Raw genomic sequence first — 19,188 nt, forward strand, 5'->3', positions numbered from 1 at the left:
ACTCACAAGATCAGGAATAGAAACTTTGTGCCAGCGATCCAACCAGCAACTGCCAGCCATCTACCAGAACAAATAACATTAATTTAAAGGGCAGGGCGATGGTTGCCGGCGGCACCATCATCATACCCAGCGCCATTAATACGCTGGCCACGACAAGGTCAATAATTAAAAAAGGAATAAAGACGGTAAATCCAATCTGGAAGGCGGTCTTTAATTCACTGGTCACATAAGCAGGTAATAAAATACGCATCGGCACGGCTTCCGGCCCGACAATCGGAGGCGTATTTGCCAGACGGGCAAATAACGCTAAATCAGCTTCACGCGTTTGACGCAGCATAAATTCACGCAGGGGTTGTGCGCCTTTATCAATGGCCACATCCATACTGATTTTATCCTGACTGAAAGGCAGATAGGCATCCTGATAAATTTTATCAAAGGTAGGTGCCATAATAAAAAAAGTTAAAAAGAGCGTCAGGCCCAGTAATACCTGATTGGGCGGCGCAGAGGGCGTGCCCAGCGCATTACGCAGCAGACCAAAAACAATAATGATGCGGGTGAAGCTGGTCATCATTAACAGAATGGCCGGCAGAAACGTCAATGAGGTAATAAATACCAGCGTTTGTACCGGAAGTGACCAGCTCTGGCCACCATTGGCTAATGGCTGGCTTACCAGGCCTGGTAACTGGGCGTGAGCAACCGGTGCCAGCAACAGCAGCGGCAGAAGAGGGAGCAGTCGACGCATCATGGGTTTTTTCCGGGACGTTTAACCAGATTCTGTAATAACTGACGAAAATCCTGCGGTGCTGCCTTTTCCGCGGTGTCTACATCGGGTGAACCCGGTGGCAACGTATGCAGGTGGGTAATTTGCTGTGCCGTTACGCCCAGTACCAGACGGGCATCTGGCGTATCAACGATGACGACGCGCTCGCGCTGACCGACCTGGACACTGGCCGTGAGCGTCAGCTCACGGCTGCCGACTTTTTTCGGCGCAAAGCCCATACGACGGGCCAGCCAGGCGCATGCCAGAATCAACAGGATAATAACAACCAGAACACCACTTACCTGAGTCAGTACAGAGCCCGCTGAGATGGCGGGCGTCTGCGGCGTAGCCGGTTGGACAGTATGATTCTGGTTATTCATATTAACGGCTCAGACGGCGCATACGTTCTGAAGGCGTAATGATGTCGGTGATACGCACACCATATTTGTCGTTAACGACCACGACTTCACCCTGCGCAATCAGGTAACCGTTAATCAGGATATCCAGCGGCTCGCCTGCGAGACCATCCAGTGAGACCACAGAACCCTGTGTCAGACGCAGCAGTTCTTTGATGGTCATCTTGGTGCGGCCCAGTTCCACAGTCAGTTTTACCGGGATATCCATAATCAGGTCAATATCCTGCAATGAGCCTGAAGTGTTGCTGCTTTCAAACGATTTGAAAACGTCATCACTTTGTGAGGTGCTGGCACCAGAGCCCACCTGCTCATTCATTGCTTCAGCCCACAGATCGTCCGCAGAGATGGTGTCATCGGACGGTTTCTTGCTGTCAGTCATGGGGCTGTTCCTCGTTAAGCGAATTCAAAATCGGGTTAATCAAATGTTCTACACGCAGCGCATACTGACCGTTAAGTGTACCGTACTGGCTGGTTAAAACAGGCACACCGTCCACGTGGGCAATAATGCGCTCGGGTTTTTCAATCGGCAGGACATCGCCGGGTTTCAGCTGCAACACGCGTGACAGACGCAACGACGTTTCAGCAAAATGGGCAATCAGTTCCAGTTCAGAATGCTGAACCTGCTTCACCAGATTGTCCCGCCAGTGTGTATCTTCTGACCGCGAGTTTTCCAGCGGCGGATTCACCAGCATTTCACGCAAAGGTTCAATCATCGAAAACGGAATACAGATGTTGAACTCACCGACAAGGTTGCCAATCTCGACCTGGAACGGCGTGTTGACGACGATATCGTTAGGCGATGTGGTGATGTTGGTGAACTTCACCTGCATTTCCGAACGGACGTACTCGACATCCAGAGGATAAATCGCTTTCCACGCATCGCTGTAGCCATCAAGCGCCAGTTTCAGCATACGACGAATGACGCGTTGCTCGGTATGCGTGAACTCACGTCCTTCTACTTTAGTCGGAAAACGCCCATCTCCGCCAAAAAGGTTATCAACGGCAATAAACACAAGGCTCGGTGAAAACACGACCAGAGCCGTGCCGCGCAGCGGCTTCAGGTGGATCAGGTTCAGGTTCGTTGGCACCGGCAGGTTGCGGGCAAACTCATGGTATGGCTGAATCTTGATCGCGCCCACGCTGATATCCGGGCTACGGCGCAGCAGGTTAAACAGCGCCATACGGAAATGACGGGCAAAACGCTCGTTAATAATTTCCAGCGCCTGTAAACGCTCGCGCACCACGCGGCGCTGGGTATTGGGATCATAAGGGCGAATATCGCCCTCTGGCCCGTTTTGTTTCTTTTCTTCTTCCGCGCTGCCACTGTCGCCGTTTAATAGCGCGTCAATTTCAGCCTGGGAGAGAATGCTGTCGCCCATTGATTCACCTCAAAATGAAGGCGGTAAACAGTACGTCGTCTACGACCTGCGGAGGTTGACCTTTCACCAGCGGTGGTGCCAGCGCCTGTTTGATTTGCTCAACAAGCGCTTGCTTTCCTTGCTCTGTCGCCAGCGCAGCAGCGCTCTGGCGAGAAAGCAGCAGTAACAGACGACTGCGAACCTCAGGCAGATAGTCACTCATCCGACGACGCGTTTCTTCATCCGGCAGACGCAGAGTAAACCCTACGTACAGTACACGGTCTGGATCGTTGTCGGGATTGACCAGGTTAACCGTAAATGTATCAAGTGCAAAAAAGACCGGGGCGGGAGGCGGTTCAACTTTCGCGACCTCCGGCTTATCGCCCTCATGTTTATTCATTATTCGCCAGACTGCATAGCCTGCCACGCTGCAAGCGGCCAGCGTTACGATCAGCAACACTGGAATCAGGATTTTACGTTTGCGACCTTTAGCTTTCGCGTTATCAGACATTTTAGCAGTTACTTCCTGTGAATTATGGGCGAGCCTCTCGGCTCACCTGAACAGATTATCGCGTGTCTTAAGTCAAACAATGGCAAGAAAAGACACGGGTTTTACGCTTACCTTCAGCGTTTGTCGCTGTCAGGCAAAGGTGTCGACGGCGCCCTTACCGTTTAACCGGGCCTGAAGAGCCTGCGGTACGGCAATCGGCGTGATGTCGTTATCACTGTCCTGGGTCAGAGAGAAGCTGCCGTGCTGTCCGTCGCGACGCGCCTCCTGCTGATGCTGGAAGCTTTGCCCTTGCGCGAAACTGTCACTGCTGACCTGACTCTCACCCAGGTTAATACCATTTTCAGCCAGCGCAGTGCGCAGCTGAGGAAGCGCGGCTTCCAGTGCAGCCCTGACATGGCTGTGACCTGAAACCATATTTAACTGTGCCTGATCGTTATTCAGTTTCAGGCTGATCTGGATCGCACCGAGATCTTCTGGATGCAGGCGTAACTCCGCATTCTGCTGGCCGTTACGACTGAACATCACAATTTGTTGACTCAGGGCCTGCTGCCATTCATTGCTACCCAGGTGGGCATTCAGCATCGGCGTAGACGGCGTGTTCATCGACGCAGAGGCCGTGAAGGGTTGCATAACGCTGCTGGCGCTGGTAATCGGCGCGGCAATCATCGTCTGATTATCGCTAGCTGCAGCGTTTATCGGACGCTCATCCTGCTTGTTGACGCTGCTCAGTATCTGCTGAAAACTGGCGTCTGTCGTCAACTGTGCCGGTGTCGATGCGGTTTGCGTCGTGGCTGCGGGCGTTACCCCACGGCTGGCCTGGTCAACGTTACTGGCCAGGCGACCGCCATCCTGCACCTTGCTGTTTTTCGCGTCTTTGTCATCACCGCTCAGAGCCGTGGTCACCGCCTGCGTCAGTGCCGATAAGGCCGAACGCGGTCCGGCATCGCGTTGCATATCCACGTCACGCGTCGTCGTGCTGTCTTTCACGGCCTGTTGCAAGCCGGTTGCCGGTAACATGGCAAACAGCGCCTGAATATTTTGCATATCGCTGCTGTTCAGCGCGGCCTCTTTCGCGTCACCCTTATCATCGGCTGATTTTGTACCGGCTTTAATATTTTCCGGTTTAAACAGCGCACTGAGTGCAGTCGGGTTTTCCAGCGAAGAGATCAATGCATTCAACGACGTGGCAACCTTGCTGTCGTCATCAGCGACGCTATTTTTTTCTGCTGCAACCGTGGTTTTACTGTGCAGTTTCGCCAGGGAAAGCAACTGATTTCCCAGCGTAGTGATAAAGTCCTTCGGTAGCGCCTCGCCACCGCTCAGCAGATCGGTAGTCCCCGATGTTTCAGCGGTGCCGGTTGTTTTCGTTGTCAACGCAATGTTTGGCAGCGTAATCATTCGCCTTTCCTCAGTGCAGCCCGTTGGGCAAATTCATCCATCCGTTTCTGGTCGAGACGGTTTTCTTGTCGTAATGCATTTTCTTCTGCCCGGGTAATCAGCGTCTGATAGGCATTGAGGCGTTGTTGTTTTTCACGCCAGTTAACCAGTGCCTGTTCAAGTCGTTGATTCCATTGCTGCAACTGACTGCGGTGTTGCTCAATGGCTTTTTCCAGCGTCTGAATGAACTGGTGATAGTTCGTCCAGCGGTTGCTGGCAATACCGCTGGACATGTCGCTGTTCAGCTTGTTGCGGTATTCATCCTGATAGTCAAGCAACATACTGAGCTGCTCGTTTGCAGCCTGCTGGCCACGCCGCATATCGCCTAACAGCACGGCGGCGCGTTCAAGATCCTGTTCCGCCAGGTCACGCAAAGTGTCAATGGCATTGACTGTTTTCATTACGATGTCCTCATATCAAACGCGCGAATTAACCGAACAATGCATGTAAATGCAGGCAGGCATCGTCGTACTCACTGCGCTCAAAAATGCCTTGTTGCAGGAAGGCTTCCATCTGCGGATAAAGCTGAATGGCTTTGTCCAGCATCGGATCGCTACCGGCGGCATAGGCACCGACGCTGACCAGATCCCGGTTGCGCTGGAAACTCGAGAGCAACTGTTTGAACTGGCGCACGCGTGCATAATGGTTTTCATCAATCAGTGACGTCATGGCACGACTGATTGAGGCTTCAATATCAATCGCCGGATAATGGCCGGCTTCGGCCAGACGACGTGACAGCACAATGTGGCCGTCAAGGATGGCACGCGCAGAGTCAGCAATCGGGTCCTGCTGATCGTCGCCTTCGGTCAGCACGGTATAAAACGCCGTGATCGAGCCGCCGCCATCGATGCCGTTACCCGCGCGTTCAACCAGGGCGGGCAGTTTGGCAAATACGGAAGGTGGATAACCTTTGGTGGCCGGCGGCTCACCAATCGCCAGCGCGATTTCACGTTGCGCCATGGCATAACGTGTCAGCGAATCCATGATTAATAAAACATGTTTACCGCGATCGCGGAAATCTTCCGCAATGCGCGTGGCGTAAGCGGCACCCTGCAGACGCAGTAGCGGTGAGACATCTGCCGGCGCGGCGATGACGACCGAACGGGCGCGGCCTTCAGCACCTAAGATGTTTTCAATAAAGTCTTTAACTTCACGGCCACGTTCACCGATTAAGCCCACCACGATCACATCGGCCTGGGTATAGCGCGCCATCATGCCGAGCAGCACACTTTTACCCACGCCTGATCCGGCGAACAAGCCCATACGTTGTCCCCGGCCAACGGTGAGCAGGGCGTTAATCGCCCGAACGCCGGTGTCCAGCACATCGGTAATGGGGGTGCGCTGTAAAGGGTTAAACGGCGGTGTGTTCAATGGGGCACGGTAGCCCGTTTCCGGGGAAGGCAAGCCATCCAGTGGGCGGCCGCTGCCATCAAGCACCCGGCCTAACAGCTGTGGCCCCAGCAGCAGCTGTTTACCTGAATGAGGGTTATCGCCGGTGGTACGGGCATAAACGCGCGCGCCGGGCAGGATGCCGTCCACTTCTTCCAGCGGCATCATCAACAGTTTCTGACCGTTGAAGCCCACGACTTCGCTTTCAATTTCGCTAATCGTTTTACCGTCATTACGTTCAATCACACAGGTCGAACCGAGCGGCAACTGCAGGCCGGTTGCTTCGAGAACCAGGCCGGTGGCACGCGTCAGCCGTCCATAGCGACGAACAGGTTGCACCTGCGCAATACGACTTTCGAAGGCATCAAGCGAGCCCAGCCAGCGGTTCAGACGAGTGGTCATTAAAACTCTCCAGGTGCGGCAAGACGGCACAGTTCCTGCCAGCGGGTTGCCACGCTCGCGTCAAGATCGCCGTCTTCGGCACTGAGCTTGCAGCCGCCGGGGTGCAGTGTATTGTCAGCCAGTAAACGCCAGCCGTGCAGATCAAGCGTTGGCCCCAGTGTTTGTTCAATCCTCAGCAGGTCATCAGGATGCACCCGAAGCTGCGGCTTACCGCTAAACATGGGCTCCTGCTGCAGTAAGCCCTGAATCTGGCGCAGCAACGCACTGCCATCCACCGTGGTGGCCTGACCAATCACCGAACGCGCGGCTTCCAGAGCCAGCTGCATCAGGCGGGCAGCAATGACGCTGTCCAGCGATTCCAGCGTATTTTGAAATTCCGTCACCAGCTGCTGCATTCGCGCCTGTAAGGGAGCCTGCTGTTGCTGCGCATCAGCAAGGCCTTGCTGAAAGCCCGCGTCATAGCCGGCTTTCTGACCTTCATTAAACCCCTGCTGATGGCCTTCGCTGTAGCCTTGACCGTGGGCTTCTTTACGCAACTGCTGCTGCATCTGCTCAAACTGCTGTTGCTGTTCGTCTTCTTCTGATTCGAAGAATTCGATTTCGGGTTCAGCCTGAATCGTCGCGGGCTCTTCAGGACGCCCCAGTTCTACAGGCTGCCACAGTTGCCAGGGGCGGGCGGAAAATGCATCAGACATAGGTTTCCTCGCCGCCACCGATTACCATCTCGCCGGACTCTGCCAGACGACGCACCACCAGCAGGATCGCTTTCTGTTCGTTCTCTACTGCAGACATACGTACCGGACCACGGTTGGCCAGATCGTCGCGCAGGATATCGGCCGCACGGGCTGACATGTTTTTGAGGAACTTCTCGCGCAGCGGCTGCTCGGCACCTTTCAGGGCGATCAGCAACTGCTCGGATTCCACTTCCTGCAACAGACGCTGGATACTGCGGTCGTCCACTTCCACCAGGTTTTCGAACAGGAACATCTCGTCGATAATTTTCTGTGCCAGTTCGCCATCGAAGTCGCGTACCGCTTCGATAACCGCTTCTTCCTGCTGCGTTTTCATCAGGTTGATAATTTCGGCCGCTGTTCTCACGCCGCCCATCTTCGCACGCTTGAGGTTGGTACCGTCGAGCAGGCTGTTCAGGACTTCGGTCAGTTCTGCCAGCGCTGCCGGCTGCACACCACCGAAGGTAGCAATACGCAGCATGACGTCATGACGCAGGCGCTCATCAAACAAGGCCAGAATATCGGCAGCCTGACCCCGTTTCAGGTGGACCAGGATAGTCGCGATGATCTGTGGATGCTCGTCGCGAATCAGATCGGCTGCGGCCTGCGGTTCCATGAAGTTGAGCGTTTCCATACCACTGGTGGTATCGCGGGTTTCAAGGATATCTTCCAGCAGGCTTGACGCACGCTCTTCACCCAACGCCCGGGTCAGCACGGAGCGCAGGTAATCGTTCGAGTTGAGGCTCAGTGCCGCGAACTGCTCGGCATCGCCTTCAAACTCACGCAGCACTTCGGTCAGTTGCTTATGCGAGACCTGACGCATGCTGGCCATCGCGGCACTCAGATGCTGAACCTCACGCTGGTTCAGGTGCTTAAAGACTTCCGCCGCGCGTTCTTCACCAATGGTCATCATCAGAATGGCGCTTTTTTCAGTACCGGTCAGACTCATAGTTCGTTACTCATCCATTCGCGAATCACCAGCGCAACAACGCGCGGATCGTTTTCAGACATGTCGCGGATACGCTGGCTCATGACTTCAGCGCTCATGCGGTTATTAGATTTACGTTCCTGCTCAAGTTCATCTTTGCTGAGCTGGACGCTGTAAGCTTCCTGATCGTTCTGCTGAGCAGCACGGGCAGCCTGAGCTTCTGCAGCGGCCTGCTCTGCGGCTTTCTTACGCAGAACATGCGGACGCACCATTTTGCGATACAGGATGAACGCCACCAGCGCAACCAACAGCCATTTACCTGCATTAATCAGCTGATCAAAGAACGACTGCTGTTGCCAGAAGGGCAGTTCAGTTGATACAGGCTCGGTGGTATTAAACTGCGAGTTCACCACGTTGACAGTGTCGCCACGTGTCTGTGAATAGCCCATGGCTTCGCGCGTCAGGTCTTCAATCTGCTTCAGCTGCTGCTCATTCAGCGCAATCGCTTTGCCTTTATCGTCTTCGCGATAGTTCACCACCACGGCAACAGACAGGCGCTGCACGTCACCCACATTCATCTTGGTATGACGAATGGTACGATCCAGCTCATAGTTCACCGTATCATCACGGCGCGAGTTGGTCGGTACACTGCTGGTAGAGGCTGTGCTGGTCCGTTGACCATTGGCCGCATTGTTCTGACCATTGGCATTCTGGCCATTGGCCGCATTGTTATTGGCCGTATTGATCGGGGCCGTATTGGCTGGCGCAGGCTGGTTAGACAGTGCGCCCGGTACGCCGCCCGGATAAGGGCTGCCCGTCTGCTCGCTGGTGCTGGTCTGCTGAGAGCGAATAGACGCGTTTTTCGGATCGCCGTTCGGCTGGTACTTCTCATCCGTCTGTTCACTGGTATCGAAGTTAATCTGTGCCGTCACCTGCGCATGGACATTGCCCTGGCCCAGAATCGGGTTAAGGATCGCTTCGATACGTTGCTGGTAACGCGCTTCGACTTCGGCGGCATATTTCAGCTGTGCATCGTTCAGATCACGGCCTACTGCGTCAGAACGGGTTAACAGATGACCGCTCTGATCGACTACGGTCACGTTCCCCGGCGGTAAACCGGCCACGCTGCTGGAAACCATGTGCGTGATGGCCTGAATCTGACCTTCATCCAGCGCACGGCCCGGCTGCAGAGTTAACGTCACAGACGCGGAGGGCGCTTTTTGCTCACGTACGAACAGGGTTGGTTTAGGCATCGCCAGATGGACGCGCGCCGTTTTCACCGGCCCCAGAGATTCGATAGTACGTGCCAGCTCGCCTTCCAGTGCGCGCTGGTAGTTCACCTGCTCGCTGAACTGGCTGATACCGAACTTTTCTTTATCCAGCAGTTCAAAACCGACGTTGCCACCTTTAGGCAGGCCCTGTTCAGCCAGACGCAGGCGCAGCTCATGCACCTTATCTTCCGGCACCATTAATGCACCGCCGTTATCCGCGAAACGATAAGGGACATTCATTTGCGTCAACTGCGTGACAATGGCACCCCCGTCCTCATTGGACAGGTTGCTGAACAATACGCTGTAGTTCGGTGTTTTGGCCCAGAGCACCAACGCAAAAACCACAGCGATAGCGGCTGCGGCTGCGACGATTAACGGAATACGTGGATTGGCACGCAGGCGAGCGAGAAGGTCACCAAAGCCTTTCGTTTCTTCATTTTGTGTGGCGGCTGCACTCGCATTCATGACCGATTCCTGCCTGACGTAATTGACCGGGTTAGTTGTGATGGCAAAACAGACTCCCTGACCTGCTTAAATAAAATTTCTACTTCAATGCCTGGCATTATTTGATGAAACGCAAAATTCGATGGGTGAATAAGCCACGGTTTTTAGCGTCATTTAGCGGCTTTGTCTTATTGACAATGTGTTAACTTCTCCCCACGTCAAAAATCTTCATCTTTTTTAATGAGGTAGCAACCATGTCAATTCAGGCAATCGACGGTGTTTTACAGCAGTTACAGATGACCTCGCTTCAGGCCAATAACAAAAGCGATGAGGTCAACAGCCATATCGATTTTGGCGCGACCATGAAGGCCGCTCTGGACAAAATCAGCGAAACCCAGACCACCGCCCGTAGCCAGGCGCAGGCGTTCGAAATGGGGAAACCCGGTGTCGCTTTAAACGATGTGATGGTCGATCTGCAAAAATCGTCTATCTCCATGCAGATGGGGATTCAGGTCAGGAACAAGCTGGTTTCGGCCTATACCGACATCATGAACATGCAGGTGTAGTCGGGAAAACGGGTCTTTATTATCAGGTATATGCCTGGCGACGTTGAGTTGGGACAAGAGCGACACAGAATGTGGCTTTACCAAAAGCGCCTTCTTGTTGCTTTATACGTGTTCAACGATGCAATCGTACACCTGATAACCTTTCCTGATGCGTTCAGGCCATGCCAGCCGCGCGCGGTAGCCGAGTTGGGCCTGTCAGGGCCGCGTCTGAGACGCGATTATCGCACCACAACCTGCCTCATCATCCCTTTACTTCAGACATCTACCTGTCGGTGTTTATTCTCCTTTTCTTGCCGAAAGAAAATATATCCTGCATCTTTATCCTTCGCTTCCGTGCAGGCGTTCACTATGACATTTTCGCTGTGCCGGTTACGGCTGCATGACGCCATCCGCTAAAGTATTTTCAGCACGGTTCCTGCGTCAAAAAATATCATTTCTAATGTTGTAATTTTTCTACGACTTTTAAAAGCAAAATTAGTTAGCTTAATAACTAAAAATATCCCTGAAGGTGGGAAGTAAAAAATGAAATACTGAAAGCAAAAGATGTAATCTGGTATGTATTCGTAAGCCAGCAAAACCTGTTTACCTTAACGGCGACGCGGGTTGCGACAGCAGCGTAACAGGCACCACGCGGCTTGCAGCCCCGGTTACACATCAAACGGAAATATTCCTCTTCTAATCTAATTAAAATATTTAACTGTTTAAATCTGTCGCCTGATATTAATGTCAGCATTCATTCTGCTCACGGATATATCAACATGAGATACTTAATTCAAACACTTCTCACGACCTCAAAAAGTGGTGAGCAGATTAAATATGAAGTCTATTCGGAAAACCGGAAGTCAGATTTTATAGATAAAATTCCGGAAGGTTCCTGCACAGTGATTTCTTACAAACTGACTGAGGGGACGATTCAGTTGCTGGATCGGGATGTGAATCTGCAACCGTTATTTGATGCCCATCGACCGGCGCAGGATGTTTTTTATCCAGACGGCCCTCACCGGATCAATCTTGAGATGCTGGTCGATTATTTAAATCAGCAAGCCTGATCACGTGCAGAGGGGGCCGGCTCCCGTATCCGGCGGTTTTCTGCGCCTGCGATCCGTGTGAATAAAGGGCCAAAGCCTGTTGCCCGCCCGTCCCTGAAAGTTGCCAGGCGAGCAGCCCACATGCCAGGCCAGCTGGGTTAACGAGCAGGGAGGCATGGCTTCTCATCCTGCTGGCCTTAAAATAATGGCTGCACCGGCTTCAAAGCATGGTGCAGATCACCGTCTGCCCCGGTTAAGTGGGCAGACGGTGACATGTCATGATGCTTTGAAAGGATCCTTTTTATCATCCTGACTGTCATCATTTTTTCTGGGCACTTCACCGTGATCTTTCGGTGCATCGTTTGCGGGATGATCATCTTCCTCGTAGGCATTTCCCGCATTAGGTGCGGCTTCGGGTAATCCTTTGCTGACATCGCCTTCATGTTTACGTTTATCGTTACTTTGGTTGTGCATCGTTTGCTCCTCTTTGTCGTCCTCTAAGTCTAGACCAGCACAACAAAGCTGTGAGCGGAGACCCGTCAGTACATTTATCATCACGTAAGGACGGGGTATGACACTGCCGTTTTCCGCCTGACCACGGCGAGAAGCCATGTCCTGTAAAAGTGACTTCCGATTATTCCTAATGCAAAACCGCTATATTGTCCTACCTTTAAATCTCCAGACGATATTTTCATTGGAAAAACAACCAAAAGGAAACACAGCATGAGTGATTCAATCGAAACCAAAAGCAAAACCGATTATCTGCGTGACGTGGCATCCCAGTTGAAAGAAATGCGCCACTATGCGCAAACGAATACTGAGACGCTTTCCGCCCATTGGTTAGCCTTTGATGCCGGTGAATACAAGGATGAAGGGAATGCGGCCCGTATTGACGCATTACTGAATAAGCAGGGAACGTTGCTGGAAGATCTGGAGAAAGCCATTCAGGATATTGAAATTGAAATCAACCACAGTGAGCAGGAGAGTTAAGGTATCTCCCGCTAACTGAGGGGTGGCGATTAACGGATTAATCCGCCACCAGCCAAAACTCGGCTTCATCAAACATTTCTTCCACCAGACGCGCGACAGTGGCTTTATCATTCTTGCTGAGGTCGGTTTCTATCGCGTTACGTTCCATCGGTTTCACCTTGACCTCGATGTCAGGAAAAACACGATGCACACGCTTTTCAAGCTCTGCCAATATCATGTCGCGCGCCCCTGGCAGGCCCGCGACATTACGCTTATCGTAAATTAACTCTACAAACATAATAACCATCCCTTCAGGGCAAAATCGCGTTGCCATTTTACTGTAAATAAAAACAGTATCAAGCTGATGTTTGCATGAATCCGTTTTTTAGGTCCCGCGTAGAAAAGCATTTTTATCTGGTTTACTCTGAGGGCGCTCTTAACGATATATGCGCTCACTCACCGGGAGAAGTGCAATGCGACAATTGGTTATTGATATTCTGCTTAAACTGGCAAAAATGGATGTCGATGCAAAGGAACTGACTGCTCAGGTCGAAGCGCAGTCATTGCTGGTTGCCGCTTTATTAGTCCAGGCGAAACAAGATAATGCGTTAACGATTTCTGAGACGGTGCAGGATGCCATTGTCACGGCATCGCGTTCCTCATCAGAGTTCATGCAGTCTGATATTGATCTGTTGCTCACGCACCTCAACCGATTACTGGCCGTGGCTAAGTATGTTGAGGTGAGGGGAAAGCTCGAACAAGAAGAGTGATGGCTAACGCTGGCGGCAGAGGGGTTTTCTGCCGCCAGCGAGGCCGTATCAGGGGCATTAACCGTTTGTTGTCACGACGCTGCGCAACGCCATCGCCGTTATTCTTCCTGTCCGCACAGCTGAGGTATAGCTAGAGCTCGTTCTTAATACAAAATTCTTCCCAACTCATTCCCAGAGATTCGGCATGCGATCGGAGATAGGCTTCGATGGCTTCGGCGGCGACGGCTTTATCCGGCTCTGCCAGTTGAATCGAAAAAATCATACCATCAAGATTTTTCTGGCGTAAAAAGGCGGCATAAATGCGTTCGGCGTGCCACTCGCGCAATTCACGCAGGGACATATTGGCGGCACGGGCATCCTGTTCGGTCAGTTCATCGAGTGCGGCCTGAAAATCGGCATGGGCAGTGAAGAACATTTGGCGTGCCTGGGCATAATAAGCTTCTGGAGTTTTCATGACAAATCTCTGAGATGTAATGCAGGGCGACAGTGTAGCCTGTTGTGCCTCCCTTGTCAGGCCGGAGTGGACAGGTTCATTCACAGCGATAAAAGCGGGCAGGGAAGGGAATAAACATCACCCGGTGCGTGATGAATCCAGGAAAAGCGCGCTTTACGTTGATTTCATCCCTCAGATATCTTGCACATCTGGCAGTAAAAATTATAACGTAGCCGCCATTAACCGGATTTAGGGATCAAAGATGAAAAACTGGATGCTGATTGCCACACTGGCGCTGAGTGGCTGCGCACAAATAAACAGTTATCAAAGTGCGGTGCAAACGCCGGCCCCGGCAAATTTACAAGGCAACTGGCAGACGGTTGGGCCGCAGAGTAACCTGATTAGCGACAAGGCGATTGGGAGTCTGATTATCAACGCGGACGGCAGTACGCTGGATTGCCGGCAGTGGCAACGGGTCATTGCGAAGCCAGGCAAATTGACGCAGCTGAATGGCGATTATGTCAATGTTACGCGTCAGTTACGCATCATGACACTGGATCTGGATGGCGGTGAGCTGGATTACGACGGGCTTACGTTGCGTAAGGTCGATCGACCCACGGTGGAATGCCAGAAAGCTTTACAGGAAGCGGCCCAACATCCCGGTGTGGATGTGATTCAGAATATCGAACCTGAGATTATGCGTCCGGTTCTGAACAAATAAATGACGCAAAGCGGTCCACGAGACCGCTTTGCGCTGATGCGCAGGCTGTTACCGCGCCAGAAAAAGCAGCGGACCTGTGGTTTTATGCCTCAACAACCCAGACACTCACGCTGCCTGCATTACAGCGAAACACGGCGCTGCCGGCGTCGTCCGTCGTAACGGTATCGGATTGATGTCCCAGATAGTCATACCATACTTTCCCGGCATATCCTTCTCCCATTGAAATCTGTTTTTCCCCCGCTTCGCCATTCGACATGATCACAATACAGCCCGGCTTTTCAGCGGTTCCGCTGCGGCTGAACGCGACGCAGTTAGGATGGTCGAAGTAATCGGTTTGCGCGCCCCAGCCAAATTGCTGACGGGCACGAATCAGCCCTTCGAGTTCAGGAATGACCGGCATATCGACCTGATGCATTTCACCGTCTCCGCCTTCATCCTCATAGTGGGCACCGAACAGGTCCGGATAAAAAATGGTCGGAACGCCTTGCTCGCGCAACAGAATCAGCGCATAAGCCAGCGGCTTAAACCAGGCTTCAACGGGCGCTTCCAGAGACTGCAGCGGCTGTGTGTCGTGGTTGGCCACGATAGTCACGGCATGCCACGGGTCGGCTAATACCAACGAGTTATCAAAAATTTTGCTCAGGTCATAATCGCTGCCGGCTTTAGACGCCTGATGAAAATTCATATGCAGCGGGGCGTCAAACAGCAGCGTTTTGCCTTCCACCTGATTGATATATTCCTGCAACTTTTCGGTTTCAAAGGACCAGTATTCCGCCACAATAAACAGCGGTTCGTTAGCGACGTCCTGAATATGTTCGATCCAGTCTTTGTAAAACCAGGCCGGGATATGTTTTACCGCGTCCAGACGAAAGCCGGTGCAGGGGACCTGCTCCATGACCCAGCGCGCCCAGTATTTGAGTTCTTCGCTCACCGCCTTATTGCGGAAATCAACATTGGCGCCCATCAGATAATCAAAGTTACCTAACTCGTTATCCACCTGGTCGTTCCAGCCTTCAGCGGTGTAATCGTTGATAATTTTGAACACGCCGTTTTCATCGGGATTTTCAATATGGTCGACCCCGCTAAAACACTTATGATCCCAGATGAATGTCGAGTATTCGCCTGCCCGCGCCGGAAACGTAAACTTTGTCCAGGCTTCGCATTCCACGACCTCGGGATAAATTTCATCACGATTATCCGGGTTAACGCGATTTACGCTCACCTGTTCTTTCTCGTCCGCGCCCATTTTATGGTTGAGAACCACATCCAGCAGCACGCCAATGTTGTGGCTGCGCAGCGCATTGACGGCAGCCAGCAACTGCTGCTTATCACCATATTTGGTGGCGACGCTGCCTTTTTGCTCAAACTCGCCTAAATCGAAGAGATCGTAGCTGTCATAACCCACCGAGTAACCACCGGACTCGCCTTTATAGCAAGGGGGCAGCCAGACCATGTTGATGCCGATGTCATTAAGCAGGGCCGCTTTTTCTGCGACTTCCGGCCACAGCGTGCTGCCATCGGGATAATACCAGTGGAAAAACTGCAAAAGGGTTGGGTTGTGCATGACAAACATCCAGTCAGAGGAGAGGGAACTGGAAGTATGGGATAAGAGTGAAGAAATTACGCGGGTAAACTAAAAAAAGAGTGTTTACCCGCATAAGTCGGCCTTTACTGGTCTTTTGGGTAAAGGATATTACCCGCCATCTTGCCGTAAGAAGAGACAATGTTGTGTTGCTGCGTTGAGGTCGTGACCAGCGAGCGCAGTTCGCTCATACGTTCACCCAGCAACGTCTTCAGCGTGGTTTCATTCTTCAGAATTTGCTCAAGTACCGGGCGAATTTGTGCCCGCTGTAATGCTGACAGCGCACTGGCATCGTTATCACGCGCAACACGCTCGACGCTACTAACGTAAGTTGATTCGCAACTAAGCAACTCATCCCATTGTCCCTGCCGGGCATTTTCCAGCATGGCATTACTGAGCGTGAGTAAGTGTTGATATCCTTTTAGCAGCTCGAGTGGATGACTCATTAAAAGGTATCCTGCTGTGGCTGGTAATTAGGGCCAATCTGTTTCCACGCATCCGCAATATTATTGAGCAAGCCTTCGACTTCCGTAATGGCCTCAAGGTCGTTGTTCAGGTTAGCCTGTAACAGACGACGGGTCATATATTCATACAGATCGTCGAGATTAGCGGAAATTTCACCGCCAACCTCATGGTTCAGGCCTGCGCGCAGCCCGTTAGTAATGATATTAATGGCCTTAGATAAGGCGTTACCTTTACCGGGAATATCGCCTTGCTCAATTAAAATGGCAGCTTTTTTCATGGCGCTCAGGGCGCCATCAAAAAGCAGCACGACCAGCTGATGTGGGCTGGCGCTTAATACGGCGCTTTCCACACCTACCTGCGCATAGGCCTGAATACCGGACTTAGCGTACATGCTTACCACTCCTGTTATAGTTTGGCGAACTGCTGGGTCAAATAGTTACCGGTCTGGGTCATGGAGCTGACCAGGGTAGACAGACTGGTAAACTGTGTTTTGTAACGCGCCATGGTCGCCGCAATCTGGCTGTTTACTTCGTCGTACTGATCGGACAGTTTTTTCAGTGAGGTATTAATGCCGTTAGTGGCATTTTGTACCTGTCCGTCACTGGCCAGTATCTGCGTCAGTTTGTTATTTGCCTGTGTGGCAAACCCGGTTGTTTTACCGTCACCCGTCAGAAAGTTCAGGACATCTGTCGGTTGATTGGTCAGGGCTTTGTCCAGTTTGGTGCTGTCCACAGTCAGCTTGCCGTTAACGTCCTGCGTGATCCCCAGTTGTGACAGACTGGTCAGGTTTCCGCTGGCTTGTGCGCTGGACAGTTGACTGCGCAGGCTGGTCTGGATGTTACGTAAGGTATTATCACCCAACAGATCGCCGTTACCGGAACTTTGCGACTCACCTGCTTTCACCGCCGTGTATTTCGTCTGGTTACCGATAGTGGTTTGCAGGGAGTTGTAGGCATCTACGTAAGCCTGAATTGCCGCCGTCATTGGCTGATTGTCTGTGGCGACGGTCAGCGTTTCCGGTGTATTTGTAGCGGTGGTTTTCGTCAGGTTCAGCGTGACACCTTCAGGCGCGTCCGTGACGGTATTGCTGCTGCGGGTGATGGACACGCCGTTAATTTTTAACTGCGCATCTTTAGCGGCAACCTGTTCGGTCATCGCGTTGCTGCTGCCACCCGAACTGTAATTAATATACTGGGACAGCGTGCCGTCGTCCGTACTGACCGTCATCGCATTCGCTGTGCCACTGTCGCGTGCAGTCAGAGACAGATAATAGGTATTATCGTCTGCTTTAATAATACTGGCGTTTACGCTGCCTTGCTGTTTATTAATCGCATCGCGAATATCAGACAGGCTGGTTTGATCTTTGCTCAGTGTTACCGTGAGCGGCGATTTCTGCCCAGACTGGGAAATCGTAATGGTACGAGATGCCAGGCTCTGATCACCTAAGTCGGTATCTTTACTGCTGGCTGATTTTGACAGCAGCGATTGCGACGAGGCGAGTTGAGTAACCTCAATAGAATAGTTACCGGCGGAGGCTTTGCTCGCCAGCGTGGCAGTGAAAGCGGTATTCGTGCTGGTAACTTTCGTAGCCGCAATCGTCGAGGCATTTTGCAATGCCGCCGCCGCGGTCTGCAATTTTGACAGGCCGGTTTTCACCACGCCCCAGGCGGTAAGCTGAGCGTTATAGGACGCCTGCTGCTTAGTAATAGGCGTCAGTTTAGTCTGCTCAGCGGATTCCAGGCTGCTGTAGAGAGTATTCAGGTCGAGGTTCGTACCAGCACCGAGTGAACTTACACTTGCCATGCTTTAATCCTTTACGAGTTTACGTTAAGTGAAATGGGTATCGGCAGCGAGTGGCAAAAGATTAGCCTGTTTCTGAAAAAATTGATGGCTGAATAAAACCCCTTTCTTTAATTGTCTTCCCGGATTTGGCTGACGAAAAATTACTGAATTTTTTTTCTAAAGGTTGAACGAGGGCTGACGATAATCAGGTTGTCGGTAAGCTAGCCGAATTCAGACGCCTAATATGGCTCAATTTTTTAAAGGAAAAACATCATGGCAGTGATTAACACTAACACCCTGTCGCTGGTTACCCAGAACAACCTGAGCAAGTCACAGTCTTCTCTGGGTACTGCAATTGAGCGCCTGTCTTCTGGCCTGCGTATCAACAGCGCAAAAGACGATGCAGCCGGCGAAGCTATCGCTAACCGCTTCAGCTCTAACATCAACGGCCTGACCGTTGCAGCCCGTAACGCCAACGACGGTATCTCTCTGTCGCAGACGGCTGAAGGCGCCCTGACTGAAGTGAACAACAACCTGCAGCGTGTACGTGACCTGACCGTTCAGGCGCAGAACAGCTCTAACTCAGCATCTGACATCGACTCAATCCAGGCTGAAGTTAACCAGCGTATGCAGGAAATCGACCGCGTCACCAAGCAGACCGATTTCAACGGCATCAAAGTTCTGAACACCGGTTCAGGCAGCACCACTTATAACTTCCAGGTTGGCGCAAAAGACGGCGAAACCATCGGTATCACCATCAGCTCAAGCGACGGCTTCGACCTGGCAGCAGCGGGCCAGTCTGGCACCACTCAGAACACCAGCTCAACAACCGGTCAGACCGTTAACGGCAACGCGCGTACCACTTCAGCTATCGGTTTCGACGTGCTGAAAGGCGCAGTAACCGGCGGTACCGGCGGTACTGCAGCAGGTACCACACCGCTGGCTGACATTGACAAGGCGATCAAAGCCGTTGACAACCAGCGCAGCCTGCTGGGTGCGTCTCAGAACCGTTTTGAGTCCACCATCAGCAACCTGAACAACACCGTGACCAACCTGACCGCTGCCCGCAGCCGTATTCAGGATGCGGACTACGCGACAGAAGTGTCGAACATGTCCCGCGCGCAGATCCTGCAGCAGGCCGGTTCTTCTGTACTGGCACAGGCCAACCAGGTGCCACAGACCATGCTGTCTCTGCTGCGTTAATCGCCGCACAGCCCGTCTGATT

At 52.4% G+C, this 19,188-nt stretch carries 24 protein-coding genes; 6 read left to right on the forward strand and 18 right to left on the reverse strand.

The features are described 5' to 3' along the window. Positions 1 to 10 precede the first annotated feature (10 nt). From fliP to fliF, 11 genes are all read right to left on the reverse strand, one after another. The gene (fliP, locus tag RAC90_RS01150) at positions 11 to 742 is read right to left on the reverse strand and encodes a flagellar type III secretion system pore protein FliP (RefSeq protein ID WP_033742230.1); all 732 of its coding nucleotides are present in this window, start codon (positions 740 to 742) and stop codon (positions 11 to 13) included. Continuing rightward, positions 742 to 1,140 carry a flagellar biosynthetic protein FliO gene (gene fliO / locus RAC90_RS01155; RefSeq protein ID WP_033742082.1) on the reverse strand — a complete coding sequence of 133 codons (399 nt, stop codon included), beginning with the start codon at positions 1,138 to 1,140 and terminating at the stop codon, positions 742 to 744. The genes fliP and fliO overlap by 1 nt, the downstream gene beginning before the upstream one ends. 1 nt (position 1,141) lies before the next feature. Further along, a complete protein-coding gene (gene fliN, locus RAC90_RS01160; protein ID WP_006119577.1) occupies positions 1,142 to 1,555 on the reverse strand; it encodes a flagellar motor switch protein FliN in 414 nt (137 codons plus the stop codon). Next, positions 1,548 to 2,555 carry a flagellar motor switch protein FliM gene (gene fliM, locus RAC90_RS01165; RefSeq protein ID WP_006119575.1) on the reverse strand — a complete coding sequence of 336 codons (1,008 nt, stop codon included), beginning with the start codon at positions 2,553 to 2,555 and terminating at the stop codon, positions 1,548 to 1,550. Before fliM ends, fliN begins: the two co-directional genes overlap by 8 nt. Positions 2,556 to 2,559: 4 nt before the next feature. Continuing rightward, on the reverse strand, positions 2,560 to 3,045 hold the full coding sequence (gene fliL, locus RAC90_RS01170) for a flagellar basal body-associated protein FliL (RefSeq protein WP_006119574.1): 486 nt from the start codon (positions 3,043 to 3,045) through the stop codon (positions 2,560 to 2,562). Positions 3,046 to 3,174: 129 nt separating this feature from the next. Beyond that, complete coding sequence (locus tag RAC90_RS01175) at positions 3,175 to 4,443, reverse strand: flagellar hook-length control protein FliK (protein WP_033742080.1); 1,269 nt, start codon at positions 4,441 to 4,443, stop codon at positions 3,175 to 3,177. Then, on the reverse strand, positions 4,440 to 4,883 hold the full coding sequence (gene fliJ, locus RAC90_RS01180; RefSeq protein ID WP_033742078.1) for a flagellar export protein FliJ: 444 nt from the start codon (positions 4,881 to 4,883) through the stop codon (positions 4,440 to 4,442). Before fliJ ends, RAC90_RS01175 begins: the two co-directional genes overlap by 4 nt. A 28-nt stretch (positions 4,884 to 4,911) precedes the next feature. Next, the gene (fliI, locus tag RAC90_RS01185; protein WP_033742076.1) at positions 4,912 to 6,273 is read right to left on the reverse strand and encodes a flagellar protein export ATPase FliI; all 1,362 of its coding nucleotides are present in this window, start codon (positions 6,271 to 6,273) and stop codon (positions 4,912 to 4,914) included. Next, positions 6,273 to 6,968 carry a flagellar assembly protein FliH gene (fliH, locus tag RAC90_RS01190; protein ID WP_033742075.1) on the reverse strand — a complete coding sequence of 232 codons (696 nt, stop codon included), beginning with the start codon at positions 6,966 to 6,968 and terminating at the stop codon, positions 6,273 to 6,275. Before fliH ends, fliI begins: the two co-directional genes overlap by 1 nt. Continuing rightward, positions 6,961 to 7,953, reverse strand: coding sequence for a flagellar motor switch protein FliG (gene fliG / locus RAC90_RS01195; protein WP_006119564.1), 993 nt, complete (start codon positions 7,951 to 7,953; stop codon positions 6,961 to 6,963). Before fliG ends, fliH begins: the two co-directional genes overlap by 8 nt. Next, positions 7,950 to 9,668, reverse strand: coding sequence for a flagellar basal-body MS-ring/collar protein FliF (gene fliF, locus RAC90_RS01200; protein WP_033742074.1), 1,719 nt, complete (start codon positions 9,666 to 9,668; stop codon positions 7,950 to 7,952). The genes fliG and fliF overlap by 4 nt, the downstream gene beginning before the upstream one ends. 233 nt (positions 9,669 to 9,901) lie before the next feature. On the opposite strand from fliF, the gene fliE reads away from it, so the two are divergent. Beyond that, positions 9,902 to 10,213 carry a flagellar hook-basal body complex protein FliE gene (fliE, locus tag RAC90_RS01205; protein WP_006119561.1) on the forward strand — a complete coding sequence of 104 codons (312 nt, stop codon included), beginning with the start codon at positions 9,902 to 9,904 and terminating at the stop codon, positions 10,211 to 10,213. A gap of 758 nt (positions 10,214 to 10,971) precedes the next feature. Further along, complete coding sequence (locus RAC90_RS01210; RefSeq protein WP_324030481.1) at positions 10,972 to 11,262, forward strand: hypothetical protein; 291 nt, start codon at positions 10,972 to 10,974, stop codon at positions 11,260 to 11,262. A gap of 255 nt (positions 11,263 to 11,517) precedes the next feature. Here RAC90_RS01210 and RAC90_RS01215 read toward each other — a convergent pair whose 3' ends face one another. Beyond that, positions 11,518 to 11,715 carry a hypothetical protein gene (locus RAC90_RS01215; RefSeq protein WP_006119494.1) on the reverse strand — a complete coding sequence of 66 codons (198 nt, stop codon included), beginning with the start codon at positions 11,713 to 11,715 and terminating at the stop codon, positions 11,518 to 11,520. Positions 11,716 to 11,964: 249 nt separating this feature from the next. Here RAC90_RS01215 and RAC90_RS01220 point away from each other — a divergent pair, with 249 nt between their 5' ends. Then, a complete protein-coding gene (locus RAC90_RS01220) occupies positions 11,965 to 12,231 on the forward strand; it encodes a hypothetical protein (protein WP_006119493.1) in 267 nt (88 codons plus the stop codon). 37 nt (positions 12,232 to 12,268) lie between these two features. On the opposite strand, the gene RAC90_RS01225 is transcribed toward RAC90_RS01220, so the two are convergent. Beyond that, on the reverse strand, positions 12,269 to 12,508 hold the full coding sequence (locus tag RAC90_RS01225; RefSeq protein WP_033742070.1) for a DinI-like family protein: 240 nt from the start codon (positions 12,506 to 12,508) through the stop codon (positions 12,269 to 12,271). 175 nt (positions 12,509 to 12,683) lie between these two features. Between RAC90_RS01225 and iraP the strand changes: the two genes are divergently transcribed. Then, positions 12,684 to 12,980: an anti-adapter protein IraP gene (gene iraP, locus RAC90_RS01230; RefSeq protein WP_006119490.1), complete on the forward strand. Its 297-nt coding sequence runs from the start codon at positions 12,684 to 12,686 to the stop codon at positions 12,978 to 12,980. A gap of 130 nt (positions 12,981 to 13,110) precedes the next feature. On the opposite strand, the gene RAC90_RS01235 is transcribed toward iraP, so the two are convergent. Continuing rightward, positions 13,111 to 13,434, reverse strand: coding sequence for a DUF6388 family protein (locus tag RAC90_RS01235; RefSeq protein WP_006119488.1), 324 nt, complete (start codon positions 13,432 to 13,434; stop codon positions 13,111 to 13,113). 241 nt (positions 13,435 to 13,675) lie between these two features. Between RAC90_RS01235 and yedD the strand changes: the two genes are divergently transcribed. After that, on the forward strand, positions 13,676 to 14,134 hold the full coding sequence (gene yedD, locus RAC90_RS01240) for a lipoprotein YedD (RefSeq protein WP_006119487.1): 459 nt from the start codon (positions 13,676 to 13,678) through the stop codon (positions 14,132 to 14,134). A gap of 82 nt (positions 14,135 to 14,216) precedes the next feature. Here the strand turns inward: yedD and amyA are convergent, their stop codons facing one another. From amyA to fliD, 4 genes are all read right to left on the reverse strand, one after another. Then, the gene (gene amyA / locus RAC90_RS01245) at positions 14,217 to 15,698 is read right to left on the reverse strand and encodes an alpha-amylase (protein WP_033742066.1); all 1,482 of its coding nucleotides are present in this window, start codon (positions 15,696 to 15,698) and stop codon (positions 14,217 to 14,219) included. Positions 15,699 to 15,802: 104 nt separating this feature from the next. Beyond that, the gene (fliT, locus tag RAC90_RS01250) at positions 15,803 to 16,162 is read right to left on the reverse strand and encodes a flagellar protein FliT (RefSeq protein ID WP_033742064.1); all 360 of its coding nucleotides are present in this window, start codon (positions 16,160 to 16,162) and stop codon (positions 15,803 to 15,805) included. Further along, positions 16,162 to 16,572, reverse strand: a complete 411-nt coding sequence (fliS, locus tag RAC90_RS01255) for a flagellar export chaperone FliS (RefSeq protein WP_033742062.1) — start codon at positions 16,570 to 16,572, stop codon at positions 16,162 to 16,164. The genes fliT and fliS overlap by 1 nt, the downstream gene beginning before the upstream one ends. A gap of 14 nt (positions 16,573 to 16,586) precedes the next feature. Next, entirely contained in the window at positions 16,587 to 17,984 is a 1,398-nt protein-coding gene (gene fliD / locus RAC90_RS01260; RefSeq protein WP_058708341.1) for a flagellar filament capping protein FliD, read from the reverse strand. Between the two features lie 252 nt (positions 17,985 to 18,236). Here fliD and RAC90_RS01265 point away from each other — a divergent pair, with 252 nt between their 5' ends. Next, positions 18,237 to 19,166, forward strand: a complete 930-nt coding sequence (locus tag RAC90_RS01265; RefSeq protein WP_006119482.1) for a flagellin — start codon at positions 18,237 to 18,239, stop codon at positions 19,164 to 19,166. The last annotated feature ends 22 nt before the right edge of the window (positions 19,167 to 19,188 follow it).

Origin of the sequence: Pantoea sp. CS_6 (assembly GCF_041954745.1) — a bacterium.
In the GTDB taxonomy this organism is placed as follows: domain Bacteria; phylum Pseudomonadota; class Gammaproteobacteria; order Enterobacterales; family Enterobacteriaceae; genus Pantoea; species Pantoea stewartii.